This window comes from Clostridium budayi (genome assembly GCF_055396605.1).
On the sequence record NZ_AP042456.1, the window covers coordinates 2,725,001 to 2,740,219 of the forward strand.

A 15,219-nucleotide genomic window follows, 5' to 3' on the forward strand; every position below is an offset into this window, starting at 1 on the left:
AAAGTACTTGTTATAGGAATTGGTCCAGTTGGCCTTATGTCAGTAGCTGGTGCAGCAATCAGAGGTGCCTCTGAAATCTATGCTGTTGGAAGTAGACCAAACTGTATTGAAATCGCTAAGGAATATGGTGCTACACATATAATTAATTATAAAAATGGTTCAATTGAAGATCAAGTTATGAATCTAACAAATGGAAAAGGTGTAGATAAAGTTATTATCGCTGGTGGAGATGTAGATACTTTCAGTACAGCTATTAAAGTACTTAAACCAGGTGGAAAAATTGGAAATGTAAATTATCTTGGTGAAGGTGATTATATAAAAATCCCACGTGTTGAATGGGGATGTGGAATGGCGCATAAGCAAATTTCTGCTGGATTAATGCCTGGAGGACGTTTACGTATGGAAAAATTAATTTCATTAATTGAAACAAAACGTATAGATCCTTCTAAATTAATAACACACCGTTTCAATGGATTTGATAAAGTAGAGGATGCACTTCTTATGATGAAGGACAAGCCAAAAGATTTGATTAAACCAGTTGTTTTTATTAAATAACAAAAATTAATGAAAAAGTATAGATTTTTAATCTTAAAAATCTATACTTTTTTTATACTTCTTAAAATTATATTTTCTATTGCACAACTACTATAAAAATAAGGGCTATACAGAACGTATAACCCTTTAATTAAGTGCACCTAGAGGGATTTGAACCCCCGACCTTTGGATTCGAAGTCCACTACTCTATCCTAACTGAGTTATAGATGCAAATTGATTTATGATTTTACTACCATTATACTTTATTTTTACACACATTTTAAGATAATGTTTACACAAGAAAACAAAAGATATCCACAAGAAACAAATTTTTATAGTTGTTTTTTGTGGATATCTTTTTATGATTTGTGGATTTTATCAAACATTTCTAGATTTTAAGGATAAAAAAAACAACTAATATTAGTTGTTTATTGGAGCGGGTGAAGGGAATCGAACCCTCGTGACTAGCTTGGAAGGCTAGGGCTTTACCATTAAGCAACACCCGCATATATGGAGCGGAAGACGGGACTCGAACCCGCAACATCCACCTTGGCAAGGTGGCGCTCTACCATTGAGCCACTTCCGCATAATTTATATTTAATTAAATGGTGCAGATGAAGGGAGTCGAACCCCCACGCCTAAGGCGCTAGATCCTAAGTCTAGTGCGTCTGCCAATTCCGCCACATCTGCTTATTTAATTAATTGGTGGCTCACCCGGGAATCGAACCCGGGACACCATGATTAAAAGTCATGTGCTCTACCGACTGAGCTAGTGAACCATAAGTTTGGCAGGGATAGCAGGATTTGAACCTACGAATACCACAGTCAAAGTGTGGTGCCTTACCGCTTGGCGATATCCCTACATGGGGTGAATGATGGGACTCGAACCCACGACAACCAGAACCACAATCTGGCGCTCTACCAACTGAACTACATTCACCAAATGGTGCGTCTTAAGAGATTCGAACTCCTGGCCCACGCCTTAGAAGGGCGTTGCTCTATCCAGCTGAGCTAAAGACGCATATTGGAGCGGGTGAAGGGAATCGAACCCTCGTGACTAGCTTGGAAGGCTAGGGCTTTACCATTAAGCAACACCCGCATATATGGAGCGGAAGACGGGACTCGAACCCGCAACATCCACCTTGGCAAGGTGGCGCTCTACCATTGAGCCACTTCCGCATAATTTATATTTAATTAAATGGTGCAGGTGAAGGGAGTCGAACCCCCACGCCTAAGGCGCTAGATCCTAAGTCTAGTGCGTCTGCCAATTCCGCCACACCTGCGTATTTAATTAATTGGTGGCTCACCCGGGAATCGAACCCGGGACACCATGATTAAAAGTCATGTGCTCTACCGACTGAGCTAGTGAACCATAAGTTTGGCAGGGATAGCAGGATTTGAACCTACGAATACCACAGTCAAAGTGTGGTGCCTTACCGCTTGGCGATATCCCTACATGGGGTGAATGATGGGACTCGAACCCACGACAACCAGAACCACAATCTGGCGCTCTACCAACTGAACTACATTCACCACTTATTTGGTGCGCCATCAGGGGGTCGAACCCTGGACACCCTGATTAAGAGTCAGGTGCTCTACCAACTGAGCTAATGGCACATATGGTGCGTCTTAAGAGATTCGAACTCCTGGCCCACGCCTTAGAAGGGCGTTGCTCTATCCAGCTGAGCTAAAGACGCATATTGGAGCGGGTGAAGGGAATCGAACCCTCGTGACTAGCTTGGAAGGCTAGGGCTTTACCATTAAGCAACACCCGCATAAAGTGTTTCTTTAAAATGTTTAATTTTAAATGGTCGGGGTGACAGGTCTCGAACCTGCGACCTCATGGTCCCAAACCATGCGCGCTACCATCTGCGCCACACCCCGAAAATGGTGCGTCTTAAGAGATTCGAACTCCTGGCCCACGCCTTAGAAGGGCGTTGCTCTATCCAGCTGAGCTAAAGACGCATTTCAGAACGTTTATTATTTTAAACCATTCAATTTTGTTTGTCAAGTGCTTTTTTTCAAAAGCTACTTGATAAAGTGGAGCGGGTGAAGGGAATCGAACCCTCGTGACTAGCTTGGAAGGCTAGGGCTTTACCATTAAGCAACACCCGCATGTTTGTTCTTCAACTTAAGTTTCTTTCTCAAGTTTTCTTAAGTTGTTGAAGCAACCTGCCTTATTAGTTATACAGGCTTTTGAGAAATTTGTCAAGTCTTTGTTTTGAACAATTTCTTGAAAAATTTAAGTGGTCGGGGTGACAGGTCTCGAACCTGCGACCTCATGGTCCCAAACCATGCGCGCTACCATCTGCGCCACACCCCGGTAAGTCATTCATCGTCGCTCACAAATCTCGTTTCCCGGTGTTGTCTCTCGCAACGACAATGACTATTCTACAGTATGATGCTTAATCCGTCAATACTTTTTTTGAAGAAATTCTAATAAAATTAAATCATTTATAATTTAAAAACAGGACGAGTATTATGTAATCAATCTATTAACATAAACTACAATTCATTAACAAATTATCACCATAAATAGTCTATTCTATACACTCTAATCTAGCCTCAATCTCTTTTTCGTCATTAATCGTTATAAAACCTATTGATCTTCCTCTACCTCTAGGCAGTGATGGGCTACCTGGATTCATTAATAAGATTCCATTTTCTCTAATTATTAGTTCTTGATGAGTATGACCAAATAGTCCTATATCTGCTCCAACCTCTTTTGTCTTGTAATATATATTGTTTAATCCATACTTCACATTATAATTGTGCCCGTGTGTTGCAAAGATTTTAACTCCTTTTATATCTATAACTCTTTCAATTGGATGGTCAGAGCTATAATCACAATTTCCTAATACAGCATATACTTCCCCATTAAATCCTTCACTTAACTTCTCTACATCATCTACATTGTCTCCTAAATGTATAAGAATATCAGCACTCGCTATCTTCTTTTTAACTACATCTATATCTCTATCTATTCTATGTGTATCACTAACAACTGCAATTAACATCTATATCACCTCGTAAATTCTCTCTTTTAATTTTTCTAGAGCTTTTCCCCTGTGACTTATCTTGTTCTTCTCTTCTGCTGACATTTCTCCAAATGTTTTATCACAATCTTCATAATAGAATAATGGATCATATCCAAATCCTCCATTACCATTTAGACTCTCTAATATCTTTCCTTTAACTTCTCCTCTAACGTTAAGCTCTTTTCCATCACTATTAATTAATGCTATATGACAAACAAACTTAGCATCTCTCTTTTCCATTGGAACATTTTCTAATTCTCTAAGAAGCTTTTCGTTATTTTTAGTATCATTTCCATGTTCTCCAGAATATCTAGCTGAATATACTCCTGGCTCTCCATTTAAATAGTCTACTTCTAATCCTGAGTCATCTGACATAACTATAAAGTCTTTATTACCTTTACTTATTAAATACTCTCTTATTTCAGTAGCCTTTTTTCTTGCATTACCTTCAAATGTATCTTTATCTTCAACTACATCTATATCTATATTTTCATCTTTTAATGATCTTACTTCTATATCTATATTTGATAATATTTCTTTTATCTCTTTTATCTTTTTTTGATTATTACTTGCAAGTATAAGTTTTCTCATTTAGTTTCCTCCTGTTCCAATCCATAATGCATCCATCTTTAAAGCATTTTTCTGAAGTGCTATCATTTGCTTTATTCCCTTTTCTCCTAAATCTAAAAGTTCATTAAGCTCTGATCTTTTCATTGGAGCCTCTTCACCTGTTCCTTGAACTTCAACAAATTCTCCTTCATCAGTAACTATTACATTCATATCAACTTTTGCATTTGAATCTTCTTCATAGCATAAATCTATTATCTTTTCATCGTTTACTATCCCTACGCTAGTTGCAGCAACAAAATTTCTTATAGGATATACTTTAAATGGTTTTTCTTTATGAAGTTTATTTACTGCATCAACCATAGCTATAAAAGCCCCTGTTATTGATGTAGTTCTAGTTCCTCCATCTGCTTGTATTACATCACAATCTACCCAAAGAGTTTTTTCTCCTAAAGCTTTTAAGTCAACAACTGATCTTAATGCTCTACCTATTAATCTTTGAATCTCCATAGTTCTTCCATCTATTTTTAATCTTGCTATATCTCTAACTTTTCTTGTTCCTGTTGCTCTAGGAAGCATATTATATTCTGCGGTTATCCATCCTTCCCCACTTCCTTTTAAAAATGGTGGAACTTTATCTTCAATAGATACATTACATAAAACTTTTGTATCTCCAACTTCTATATAAACTGACCCTTCCGCATACTTAGTATAATTTCTAGTTATTTTAGTATTTCTAATCTGATCGTTTTTTCTCCCATCACATCTCATTTAATACGCCTCCTTAAATATAATTATTAACATTTATGCACTTTTTTTAGACTTCACTCATATTAATTATTATAAGAAATATATATGAGGTGAAATATTTTGAGATATATAGGGCCATTTTTTCGAATGAATAGCCTATCACAAGATGAAATATGTGGTCAGCTTTTTCATTTATCAAAAGAAGCTGTTAAAATACTTACTTTAAATTCAAAATGTGGATATATTTTTTCATCAAGAAATTCTAAAAAAGGTACATCTACAAAAGATATTAGCATATTAAGTAAATTTTCTCCAGTATTATGCTTATATAAAAAATCATCACCACTATTTATGCATAGCAAGACTTCTCATGGCTTTGATTCATCAACTTTCAAAAGAGAAGTTAATCCAACCACAAATGCTTTTTTAACTCTTTCCCTTTTAGAACTTAGTGATTATTATTCTTGTTTTAGAAGAAAGAGTAAAGAAAATGATTTAGCTTCAGCTTACAGAACTCTTGCTCATGAACAATTAGATTTTTATTATGAAAACCTTAGAAACTCTGAAGGAATATTCATTCCTAAAAAGAGTTTGTTCGATTCAAGCTCTAAAGATAGTAACTTAATCGAAAAGGATAGAAAGTTTGTATTTAGTGATCAAGCATTTATGATGAATGCTTACTATTTATATTCTCTTCATTCAGATGACATTGATACTAAAAAAGATTATGAAAATTTTGCTTTTCAAATACTTCAAATGTTTTTAGATTATAAAGAAGCTCTTTATAACGTTTCTTTCGATGAAGGATCTAAAATACTTTTTGCATTTAATTTATTCTATAGTTACTCAAAAAACGAAGATATAATGCCTTTAATAATTGACTTATCAGAATTCCTTATGAATAAATTTGATGAAAAAGATTATTATGTAGATTCACTAGATGAGTGTTCTTTATTTGCGATTAACTTAATATATTCATATGAACATACAAATTTAATAACTTTTAAAGAGAAATATACAGAAATAATGGATAAGCTTTTATCTCTTTATGATGAAGATAATAATATAATTCAAAAGCTTACAGATAAGAAAGATATCAAATATACTTCATTTGATATTTGTTTCTATTTAATAGCATTTATATTATTCTCAAATAAATCAGGAAACTCCCGTGAATATAATCAAAGGATATCTAATATATACAAAAAATATATATTAAATTCTAATATAATTACTAGCTGGCCGGATGCACCTGATTTAGATAACGCAGAAAGATATAAAAAATCTAGTATGTTATCTAAAGATATGCTTGATGAAACATTCTTTAGAATGCCAAACCTACCAACATTAAACAGTACTGGAATGTGTCCTATTTTCCTTAAAAATATAACATATTCTAAAAAGAAGGATACTTTTGAAACTTCACGTAAATCTTTTGATAGTTATAAAAATATGTTTATATATTTTACATTCATACATGCATTTAAAGATATGTTTCTAGATTCATTAGAATTTAATGAAGATAAAAAATTACTTACTAGAAGTAATACTTCAACTGATTCTGATACTGATACTGAAAATGAAAATTTAATTGATAATACTGAATCTAATGAAGATAAAGAATTTGAATATCAGAAAAATGAAGATACAAACGATTCTACTAGCGATACTATTAATAGAGATGATGAAAATAATATTAAAGAAGATTAATTTTATTAAAATAAGGTGTTGAGTAAAAAAACAACACCTTATTTTAATGTTTCAAAATTTATATTTCCATAAAAATCAAATTCTATATTATTTATTGTTTTTGATATTGCTACATTTTTATTTTCAAACAACAAAGGCACTATAGTATAGTTATTAAATAGCTGCTCTTCTAAAGCATTAAAATCTTGTTTATTACTTTTTTTAATACTTTCATAAAGAGACTTTTCTTTTTCAGTATAATAGCTTTCTAGAGCTGCGTAAAATTCCTCTTTATTTTTAGAATCCGCAACTTCACTAATTAGTGTTATATCGTATCTTTTTCTAAGTTCTAAATTGTTAAACTCTTCTAAATTCACTAATGTATACCTTACTTTACTTTCTGTATTCTCTTCAAACCATTTTTGAAGATGTTTAGCTATTGATCTATTTTCATTGTTATCTATACCTAAAATAGTTATTATCTCTGGTAGTTTAGCAGATGTGCTATTTGTCATAACTTTTCTACTTTGTAGCTTATCTAAGTTATCTTTATCTTCCCTAAAGTAACTTCCTTCTGCAAGTTCTAATGAATTACTATTTTGCTCTTGATACTCTCCAATTGCCATATTTAAATTAAAATAAAGAGTCCTTCTAAGAGATAATGATAATTTATCATCATTTGAATTTAAACATACATACTTCCCATTATCCGAATTAAATGTTTTAAGTCTTCCTTCTCCTTCTAATCTATTTAACTGATTAGCAGGAGGATTAACTACAACATCTCTATCTCCAACTTCAAATGCTGCCATTGATAACTCTTCATTTTCATCAGATATTATATTAATCCTTCCATTAGAGCTTTCTACACTATTAGAATTTTTAATTAGTTCTATTCCATCTTTTGTTATATTGCTTATTTTATATTCACCTGAATATACTATTCTATTATAATTACTTTTAATATCATCCCACATCATTAAATATTTTCTTACTCTATATTGAGGTTTAGTTAATTCGTCTAAAAATTTATCATCTTTCTTGTTAAGTCTTATACTAAGAATATTTTCTGTAGCTTTAATTGCAACTCCTGTTTCAAAAGTGACCTTTCCATCTCTAAATTCTTTAGCTCCATATACATTTAAAAAGCTTTGAATATTTTCATCTTTATCTTCTTTTAAAAGCTCCCTAAAAAACTCTCTAATATCTTCAGCAGTTATTCTGCTCCCATCACTCCAATATATATCTTCCCTTATTTTAAACTCATATTCTATTCCATCATCTTTAACATTTATCTCACTTGCTAAAGATGGAATTATTTTACCTTCACTATCTTTAGTAACAAGTCCTTTGCTTGTTGCACAGATTATATCTTCATCTCTAATTGATAGTTTACTTACATCTTTAAGCTCATTTGGTATTGAATTAACTGCATATACTATAGAGTTATTACTTGAATCTTCATCTGAATTATCTATCTCAACAAAACTTAAAATAGTTATTATAACTATAACGGATAAAGTAATAGATATTATTATCTTTTTCATAATCTACCGCCCCTTCTGTTTACTTATCATAATTATTGTCAAAGGGCTTATTTTCTAATCATTTATTGAATATTTTTTTGTTTCTTGGTTAAATTTATAAAATAATTGTGCTATAATTATTCTATATTTTAGGAGGCGTTAAGATGGAATTTTTAACTGGTTCAGTATGCATTATAGGCATAATCTTCATGCTAACTTTCATGTTTATTGGAATTTGGCTTTTCATTGTAGCCTTAAAGGCCTATAATCAACTTCGCTACAAAAATTATATTCTTGAGAAAATCAGTCACCATTTAGATTTACTTTGTAAAACAAATCAAGACCTTTCATTTGATGACTTTTTAACAGAAGAAAACGCTCAAAATTTTAATAAATCTGATATGAATAAAATTAGGGATTTTGAGAGTAACGATAATTAAAAAGACCTCTGTGATCATTTCACAGAAGTCTTTTTTTATCTTATCATACTAAAAATAAATGAAATTAATGCTAATGTAATACATCCACTAATAGCTGTATATAAATATTTTCTATTTCCTCTTTCATTCATCCAGAATCTAATAGTCCAAACAGCCATTGTTATAGCTACTATAACTTGAATCGCTAAATAAGAATCAAAAATATCTGCTATATAAGAAAATTGATATGAAGTTAAAAATGTGCATATTATAACTATACAAGCTATAACACTTAAAGCTATGCTTAATATGTTTATAAATTTTTTCAAAATTAATTAGCCTCCTATCATTTCTTCAAACTCATCTTCTGATATTGTTTTAACTCCTAAATCTTGAGCTTTAGTAAGCTTTGATCCAGCTTCTTTTCCATAGACAACATAATCTGTTTTCTTACTTACACTTCCAGCCACTTTAGCTCCTAATGTTTCTAGCTTTTCTTTTATTTCTTTTCTTGAGTATTTTTCCATAGTACCTGTTACTACAACAGTCTTACCTTCAAATACACTTTCTATTATTTCTTTTTCTTCATAAACTGGCTTTACTCCAAGACTTAAAAGCTCGTTTATAGTTTCAATTACTTTATCTTCATTAAAGAATTCAACAATACAACTTGCAACTATATCCCCAACATCAGGAACTTCTACTAATTGTTCAAATGTAGCATTCTTTAATCCATCAATTGACTTGAATCTATTTACTATATCTTTTGCAGTCTTTGCACCAACATTTTTTATTCCAAGGGCATATATAAATGCTTCTAGCTTACAATCCTTACTATTTTCTATTGCATCTAAAAGATTTTGGGCTTTCTTCGGTCCAAACTTCTCTAATTTTACTAAATCTTCTTTATTAAGCTTATATAAATCACCTATTGATTTTATATTTAAAGTTTCAAATAATTGCTCTGCTGTTCTTTCTGAGAATCCTGCAATATTCATAGCTTCTCTTGATGCATAATGAACTATAGTTTTTACTAGCTGTGGCTTACAAGATAAAGTATTCTCACAGAATATATGAGCTCCTTCATCAATTAAGTGACTTCCACATGCAGGACAAGTAGTTGGTGGTGTTATTTCTTCTGAACCTTCTAAGCTATCTGGAACTACTCCCATTATTTCAGGTATTACGTCATTACTTCTTCTTACAAAGACATCTGCACCTATTCTAACACCTTTTCTTCTTATATCATCCATATTATTTAGAGTTGCTCTTTTTACAGTTACTCCTGCAAGTTCAACTGGATCTAAAATTGCAGTTGGAGATACTCTTCCGCTTCTACCAACATTCCATTCAACTTCTAAAAGTTTTGTTGTTGCCTCTTGCGCTTCAAACTTATATGCAATTGCCCATTTTGGAAACTTAACTGTGTATCCTAAAAGTTCTCTTGTTCTCATATCATCAATTGCAAGAACAAGTCCATCTATATCATAATTTAAATCAAATCTTATATCTCTTATATAATCAATCTCTCTTTGAATATCTTCTATTGTAGAACATTCTTTAATGTAATCATCTACTGGGAACCCCATATCTTTTATGAAATTCATCATTTCTAAGTATGACTTAAATTGTGTTCCTTCTTTATATCCAACATCATAGAAAAACGCTGAAAGATTTCTTTTTGCAGTTTCACGTACATTAAGATTTCTAAGTGCTCCTGCTGCACCATTTCTTAAATTCTTTAAAGGCACTTCTGATTCTTTATTGTACTTTTCAAAAGCTTCAGTAGTCATTATAGCTTCTCCATGTACTTCAAAAACATCTTTGCATTCTACTTTAAGTGGAATACTCTTAATTGTTTTAACTTGAGCTGTTACATCTTCTCCAACTGCTCCTGTTCCTCTTGTTGCTGCAACATTTAATATTCCATCTTCTCCATAAGTTAAATTAACAGTAAGACCATCAAATTTCTTTGTAGCAATATATTTTAAAGGAGGTAGGTCCTGTCCATTTCTTCTAGCCTCTTCTACAAACTTAACGTTTCTATTGTGCCATTCAATTATTTCTTCTATACTTTGTGCTTTTCCTAGACTCCAAAGTCTTCCTTTATGTGTATACTTTTTAAAGCCTTCTAAAACCACATCACCAACTCTTACTGTTGGTGAATATGGTAATACAATTCCTAATTCTTTTTCTAAGGCTACAAGCTCATCATATTTTTTATCATAATCTTTATCACTTACTGAAGGATTATCTAAAGTATAATATTCATACGCATACTTATTTAATTCAGAAACAAGTTCTTCCATTCTTATCTTTTTATCCATAAGCTATTTTTTGCCTCCTAAAATCTATAAAAGTTGTAAATTAGCCATTGATAACAATAATACTTTAACTCCTTGTTTATCAAAAGCTATTGTAAGTTTCTTATCATTTCCAGATGGTGCAACTGAAACTACAGTACCTTCTCCAAACTTTTCATGCTTAACTTTTCTTCCAAGAGTTATTTCTGATATAGATGCTTGTGATGTACTAGAAGTGCTAGGCTTATTCATGCTACTTTGTACATTACTTGCTCCATAACCTCTTGTCATTGAATTTCTTAAACTATGTGGATTATTAAATGAGCCTCTAGGTGAAGTTCCAAACATTCCTTCTCTATGACTTACACCAGTTGTACTTCTTTCATTGATATACTCTTTTAAATCTGATTTTATTTCACCTATAAAATCAGATTGACTATAAGACATAGTTCTTCCAAATATTCTTCTAACTTCTGCTGAAGTCATATAAAGAGTTTCTTTTGCTCTTGTTATTCCAACATAGCAAAGTCTTCTTGCTTCTTCCATTTGTGATTCTTTATCAAAATCACTCATACTCGGGAATAATCCATTTTCCATTCCAACCATAAATACATTAGGGAACTCTAATCCTTTTGCACTATGTAAAGTCATAAGAACCACTGTATCATCTTCATCATTTTCATTCTTTTCAGTATCTTGAACTAATGAAACTTTTTCTAAATAAGCACTTAAACTCTTATCATCACTATTTTTTTCAAAATCAACAGCATCAGAAACTAATTCTTGTAAGTTTTCTATTCTGCTCTTGTCTTCTATTTCATTTGATTTTTTAAGTTCATCTAAGTATCCAGTATCTTTTAGTATTGTTTCTATAAGCATTGAAACTGACATGCTTTCTGACATTATCATGAAGTTTTCCATAAGATTTGTGAATTTCTCTATTGAAGAACAATTTCTTGGAGTAAGTGTTGGAATTGTTCTAACTTCAAGTAATGAATCCCAAAGATTTAATTCATAATTATCTGCAAAGTCTTGAACCTTGTTAACTGTTGCATCACCTATACTTCTTTTTGGAACATTTATAATTCTCTTTATACTTATATCATCTTGTGGATTTATAAGAACTTTAAGGTATGCAAGCATATCTTTAATTTCTTTTCTATCGTAGAATTTAGTTCCTCCAACAATTTTATATGGAATACCTCTTTTTCTAAAACTTTCTTCAAATATACGTGATTGTGCATTTGTTCTATATAAGACAGCAAAGTCTTTATTTGCACAATCTGATTTAGATTTTATATCTATTATTTGTCTAGCTACAAAATCTCCTTCTTCTTTATCAGAATATGCTCTATAAATTTTGATTTTATCTCCTGCCTCTTGGTTAGTTCTAAGTGCTTTGCTCTTTCTTCTTGAGTTATTAACTATAACTACATTAGCAGCATTTAATATGTTACCTTTTGATCTGTAGTTTTGCTCAAGCTTTATAACTTTACATTCTGGATAATCTTTCTCAAAATCTAGAATATTAGTTACATCTGCCCCTCTCCATGCATATATACATTGGTCGTCGTCTCCAACTACACATATATTCTTATATTTTTTAGCTAAAAGTCTAACGAATTCATATTGAGCACCGTTTGTATCTTGATACTCATCAACCATAATATATTTAAATTTATTTTGATAAAACTCTAGTACATCTTCGTTGCTTTTAAAAAGCTCTACAGTTTTAAATATAAGGTCATCAAAATCTAGGGCGTTATTTTCTTTAAGTCTTTTTTGATACATTTCATAAACATCAGCAATTTTCTTTTCTCTAAAATTACTTTCATGTTCTCTCATAAAACTTGCTGGGCTTTGCATATTATCTTTTGCTCTACCTATCTTACCCATAATTTCTTGAATTGTTATATCTTTTTCATTTATATTTAAAGTCTTCATACATTCTTTTAGTAATGTTTTTTGATCTGCTGTATCATATATAGTAAAACTTGATTTATAACCAATTTTATCAATTTCTCTTCTAAGTATTCTTACACAAGTTGAGTGGAAAGTTGATATCCACATGTCGTTAGCTTTTTCTCCAACAAGTGCTTCAACTCTTTCTTTCATTTCTCTAGCAGCTTTGTTTGTAAATGTAATAGCTAATATACTCCAAGGCTTAATTCCTAAATCCTCAATCATATGTGCCATTCTATATGTTAAAACTCTTGTTTTTCCTGAACCTGCACCTGCTAATATTAGAACTTGCCCATCAACAGTTACAGCACCTTCATACTGTTCCTTATTTAATAATGATTTTAAGTCCAAATCATCATCCTCCTTTCTTAGTATTAAAATATTATATCATACATCATATTTATATTGTTGCCTTTAAACTTAATTATTAGTAAAAATGTGGTATAATCTTTTTAACTATTTAATATATATAATCTTGGGGGATTTTTTTATGAAGATTAAGAAGTTTTTTACGTTTATTATAGGTGGTATTTTATCTCTATCTTTAATATCATGTTCATCAAAATATGATTCTACTACTGTTAGGCAGTATTCTGATAACATAACAAAAAATATATTAAATTCTATGGCTGATTTAAACTATGAAGGTTTTTCAGAAAAATTTGATGATACAATGAAAGAGCTTACTCCAGACAATTCAGCATTTTTAAATTTAGTTATGCCAATTCAGAATGCAGTTGGAACTTATGAAAAGAACTCTTTAGAATTTGTAGATGCAGAAGTTCAAAAAGGTACAATTAATGTTTTATATAAAGCAAAATTTACAAATGAAGATGAACCTGTTAGAATATCTATCTCCTTTAAGGAAGATGATCCTGACCATAAAGTATGTGGACTTCTTTTTAATTCACCTAAAATAGAAGAATTATCAAAAGAAAACAAATAAAAAAGACTAATATATAAGTGCTTAAACATTTATATATTAGTCTTTTTTTATTTGAAATCTAAAATATTAAAATTTAAAACATAAATAAATTTCAAATATTGCAATTAATATTAAATAAATTCCTATTATTATAGGTGTAAATGCTAATGCTATTACTGGATATAATATTACTAATAAACTTAATATTATTATTACTATTGTATATAAAGTATTTATGTTAAATCCTGCTGTTTTATATTGGAATTCACCTACTAATAATGATATTCCTCTTATTAATCCCCAAACACCAAAGAATATTACTAACATTTCTGATGAATATATTGGTGAGAACCATAAAGTAAGTCCAAATAGAATATCAACTACCCCATTAAAGATATACATTCCTTTTCTATCTGCTTTAAATGATTTTATTATTGAGATAATACCTGATACTAATATAAATATTCCAACAATCATTGTAAGTTCAATTAATGCTTCTAATGGATACATGAAAAATATTATTCCGACTATTGCAAGTAAAATTCCTTCAAGTACAAATAACCACTTCATTATAAATTCCTCCTATCTATATAACCTCTATAATTCAATTATATAGATACTAGAAGCTTTAAACTGTAAACTTTTTGCTATTAATTTTAATTCATCTTGAAGTCTATTTTAAATATTTTAATAAAAAGTACATTCTTTAAAATATTCAGTAGCGTAATCAACACATTCTTTTTGACTAAATAATTTTATATCTGCATTACCTATCTTATCTAATTTAACATTATATTTTTCTTCAAAACCTTCTCCTGCAAACATAAATAATTCTGTCTTAAATTCTATATCTTCATAAGATTTAAATACTCTTTCTCCATTTTCAATTATTGGGGATGCATTTATAGCTTTTGTATAGTTTCCTGCTCTATATTCTGCTAAATGGAATGATGTATTGCTATCATAATCAACACCAAGTAATAAAACTTTACCATCTAACTCATAAAATCTAGCAAGTGGTGAGTTCTCACCTAATGAATATTCAAGACTATGATTTTCTGTAATAAAATCAGCATTCTTTCCATAAGCTGCAAAAGATACTGTAGGATGATAACTTCTTTTTACTCCTTTATAATTTCTGAAACATTCAACAATTCTCCCCATTCCAAATGTAGGAGTAACTTCTTTATTAAATGCTGGCATCTCTTTTCTTATATCTTCAAACCATTCTTTTGGAACAGCAGGTTCTCCCCAAAATATTGGGTCAGTATAATCAGCACTGTGTGTTGGCATAACTATAGTGCCATCTTCCCCTACTACATCCATAAGAGCTTCTACAACAGTAACTTCTCCCCCACATACATATCCTAATTTACTTAAAGAAGAATGAACCATTATATTATCTCCACGCTCTATTCCAATCCTCTTAAACTCTTCTATTAAAGTACTTTTTGTAAGAAGTTTTTTAGTACTTTCTACTATTTGTTCTAATCTACTCATCTTTAA

Annotated in this window: 13 protein-coding genes and 21 tRNA genes (1 of these 34 running past the window's edge); 4 read left to right on the plus strand and 30 right to left on the minus strand. The window is 30.9% G+C overall.

Features of this window, described 5'->3' with window-relative positions; translation table 11 throughout:
- A protein-coding gene (locus tag ACZ5TJ_RS13115; RefSeq protein ID WP_464200338.1) for an NAD(P)-dependent alcohol dehydrogenase crosses the window boundary here: on the plus strand, positions 1-555 show its 3' portion. Its footprint begins 504 nt before the window's first position; the window shows 555 of its 1,059 coding nt (coding positions 505-1,059); its start codon lies off the left edge, out of view; its stop codon occupies positions 553-555.
- 135 nt (positions 556-690) lie between these two features.
- On the opposite strand, the gene ACZ5TJ_RS13120 is transcribed toward ACZ5TJ_RS13115, so the two are convergent.
- The 24 genes from ACZ5TJ_RS13120 to rph form a co-directional block, all read right to left on the minus strand.
- A tRNA-Arg gene (locus ACZ5TJ_RS13120) sits at positions 691-765 on the minus strand.
- A gap of 201 nt (positions 766-966) precedes the next feature.
- Positions 967-1,040: transfer RNA gene (locus tag ACZ5TJ_RS13125), tRNA-Gly, on the minus strand.
- A 5-nt stretch (positions 1,041-1,045) separates the two neighbouring features.
- Positions 1,046-1,120 (minus strand) — tRNA-Gly (locus tag ACZ5TJ_RS13130).
- A 20-nt stretch (positions 1,121-1,140) separates the two neighbouring features.
- Positions 1,141-1,224: transfer RNA gene (locus tag ACZ5TJ_RS13135), tRNA-Leu, on the minus strand.
- A 13-nt stretch (positions 1,225-1,237) separates the two neighbouring features.
- A tRNA-Lys gene (locus tag ACZ5TJ_RS13140) sits at positions 1,238-1,313 on the minus strand.
- 7 nt (positions 1,314-1,320) lie between these two features.
- Positions 1,321-1,395: transfer RNA gene (locus tag ACZ5TJ_RS13145), tRNA-Gln, on the minus strand.
- Between the two features lie 3 nt (positions 1,396-1,398).
- A tRNA-His gene (locus ACZ5TJ_RS13150) sits at positions 1,399-1,474 on the minus strand.
- A gap of 4 nt (positions 1,475-1,478) precedes the next feature.
- A tRNA-Arg gene (locus ACZ5TJ_RS13155) sits at positions 1,479-1,555 on the minus strand.
- Positions 1,556-1,559: 4 nt separating this feature from the next.
- Positions 1,560-1,633: transfer RNA gene (locus ACZ5TJ_RS13160), tRNA-Gly, on the minus strand.
- Between the two features lie 5 nt (positions 1,634-1,638).
- Positions 1,639-1,713: transfer RNA gene (locus ACZ5TJ_RS13165), tRNA-Gly, on the minus strand.
- A gap of 20 nt (positions 1,714-1,733) precedes the next feature.
- Positions 1,734-1,817 (minus strand) — tRNA-Leu (locus tag ACZ5TJ_RS13170).
- Between the two features lie 13 nt (positions 1,818-1,830).
- Positions 1,831-1,906: transfer RNA gene (locus ACZ5TJ_RS13175), tRNA-Lys, on the minus strand.
- A 7-nt stretch (positions 1,907-1,913) separates the two neighbouring features.
- Positions 1,914-1,988, minus strand: a tRNA-Gln gene (locus ACZ5TJ_RS13180).
- A 3-nt stretch (positions 1,989-1,991) separates the two neighbouring features.
- Positions 1,992-2,067: transfer RNA gene (locus ACZ5TJ_RS13185), tRNA-His, on the minus strand.
- Positions 2,068-2,075: 8 nt separating this feature from the next.
- A tRNA-Lys gene (locus ACZ5TJ_RS13190) sits at positions 2,076-2,151 on the minus strand.
- A 3-nt stretch (positions 2,152-2,154) separates the two neighbouring features.
- Positions 2,155-2,231 (minus strand) — tRNA-Arg (locus ACZ5TJ_RS13195).
- 4 nt (positions 2,232-2,235) lie between these two features.
- Positions 2,236-2,309, minus strand: a tRNA-Gly gene (locus tag ACZ5TJ_RS13200).
- 33 nt (positions 2,310-2,342) lie between these two features.
- A tRNA-Pro gene (locus ACZ5TJ_RS13205) sits at positions 2,343-2,418 on the minus strand.
- 4 nt (positions 2,419-2,422) lie between these two features.
- Positions 2,423-2,499 (minus strand) — tRNA-Arg (locus ACZ5TJ_RS13210).
- Positions 2,500-2,575: 76 nt separating this feature from the next.
- Positions 2,576-2,649: transfer RNA gene (locus ACZ5TJ_RS13215), tRNA-Gly, on the minus strand.
- Between the two features lie 132 nt (positions 2,650-2,781).
- Positions 2,782-2,857 (minus strand) — tRNA-Pro (locus ACZ5TJ_RS13220).
- 217 nt (positions 2,858-3,074) lie between these two features.
- Positions 3,075-3,551 (minus strand): YfcE family phosphodiesterase, encoded by a 477-nt coding sequence (locus ACZ5TJ_RS13225; RefSeq protein WP_464200339.1) that lies wholly within the window; start codon positions 3,549-3,551, stop codon positions 3,075-3,077.
- Complete coding sequence (locus ACZ5TJ_RS13230) at positions 3,552-4,163, minus strand: XTP/dITP diphosphatase (protein ID WP_464200340.1); 612 nt, start codon at positions 4,161-4,163, stop codon at positions 3,552-3,554.
- Positions 4,164-4,910: a ribonuclease PH gene (gene rph / locus ACZ5TJ_RS13235; protein ID WP_039313242.1), complete on the minus strand. Its 747-nt coding sequence runs from the start codon at positions 4,908-4,910 to the stop codon at positions 4,164-4,166.
- Between the two features lie 99 nt (positions 4,911-5,009).
- Here rph and ACZ5TJ_RS13240 point away from each other — a divergent pair, with 99 nt between their 5' ends.
- Positions 5,010-6,599 carry a hypothetical protein gene (locus tag ACZ5TJ_RS13240; RefSeq protein WP_464200341.1) on the plus strand — a complete coding sequence of 530 codons (1,590 nt, stop codon included), beginning with the start codon at positions 5,010-5,012 and terminating at the stop codon, positions 6,597-6,599.
- Between the two features lie 38 nt (positions 6,600-6,637).
- Here ACZ5TJ_RS13240 and ACZ5TJ_RS13245 read toward each other — a convergent pair whose 3' ends face one another.
- Positions 6,638-8,125 carry an ABC transporter substrate-binding protein gene (locus ACZ5TJ_RS13245; RefSeq protein WP_464200342.1) on the minus strand — a complete coding sequence of 496 codons (1,488 nt, stop codon included), beginning with the start codon at positions 8,123-8,125 and terminating at the stop codon, positions 6,638-6,640.
- A gap of 143 nt (positions 8,126-8,268) precedes the next feature.
- Here ACZ5TJ_RS13245 and ACZ5TJ_RS13250 point away from each other — a divergent pair, with 143 nt between their 5' ends.
- Positions 8,269-8,544 carry a hypothetical protein gene (locus tag ACZ5TJ_RS13250; RefSeq protein ID WP_464200343.1) on the plus strand — a complete coding sequence of 92 codons (276 nt, stop codon included), beginning with the start codon at positions 8,269-8,271 and terminating at the stop codon, positions 8,542-8,544.
- Positions 8,545-8,579: 35 nt separating this feature from the next.
- Here ACZ5TJ_RS13250 and ACZ5TJ_RS13255 read toward each other — a convergent pair whose 3' ends face one another.
- The 3 genes from ACZ5TJ_RS13255 to pcrA are packed head-to-tail and all read right to left on the minus strand — an operon-like array spanning position 8,580 to position 13,139.
- On the minus strand, positions 8,580-8,852 hold the full coding sequence (locus ACZ5TJ_RS13255) for a hypothetical protein (protein ID WP_464200344.1): 273 nt from the start codon (positions 8,850-8,852) through the stop codon (positions 8,580-8,582).
- Positions 8,853-8,858: 6 nt separating this feature from the next.
- Positions 8,859-10,850 carry an NAD-dependent DNA ligase LigA gene (ligA, locus tag ACZ5TJ_RS13260; RefSeq protein ID WP_464200345.1) on the minus strand — a complete coding sequence of 664 codons (1,992 nt, stop codon included), beginning with the start codon at positions 10,848-10,850 and terminating at the stop codon, positions 8,859-8,861.
- Between the two features lie 24 nt (positions 10,851-10,874).
- The gene (gene pcrA, locus ACZ5TJ_RS13265; RefSeq protein WP_464200346.1) at positions 10,875-13,139 is read right to left on the minus strand and encodes a DNA helicase PcrA; all 2,265 of its coding nucleotides are present in this window, start codon (positions 13,137-13,139) and stop codon (positions 10,875-10,877) included.
- A gap of 139 nt (positions 13,140-13,278) precedes the next feature.
- Between pcrA and ACZ5TJ_RS13270 the strand changes: the two genes are divergently transcribed.
- Complete coding sequence (locus tag ACZ5TJ_RS13270; RefSeq protein WP_464200347.1) at positions 13,279-13,734, plus strand: hypothetical protein; 456 nt, start codon at positions 13,279-13,281, stop codon at positions 13,732-13,734.
- 66 nt (positions 13,735-13,800) lie between these two features.
- On the opposite strand, the gene ACZ5TJ_RS13275 is transcribed toward ACZ5TJ_RS13270, so the two are convergent.
- Both ACZ5TJ_RS13275 and ACZ5TJ_RS13280 read right to left on the minus strand, forming a co-directional pair.
- The gene (locus tag ACZ5TJ_RS13275) at positions 13,801-14,283 is read right to left on the minus strand and encodes an HdeD family acid-resistance protein (RefSeq protein WP_464200348.1); all 483 of its coding nucleotides are present in this window, start codon (positions 14,281-14,283) and stop codon (positions 13,801-13,803) included.
- 117 nt (positions 14,284-14,400) lie between these two features.
- Positions 14,401-15,213, minus strand: a complete 813-nt coding sequence (locus tag ACZ5TJ_RS13280; RefSeq protein WP_464200349.1) for an AAC(3) family N-acetyltransferase — start codon at positions 15,211-15,213, stop codon at positions 14,401-14,403.
- Between the last annotated feature and the right edge of the window lie 6 nt (positions 15,214-15,219).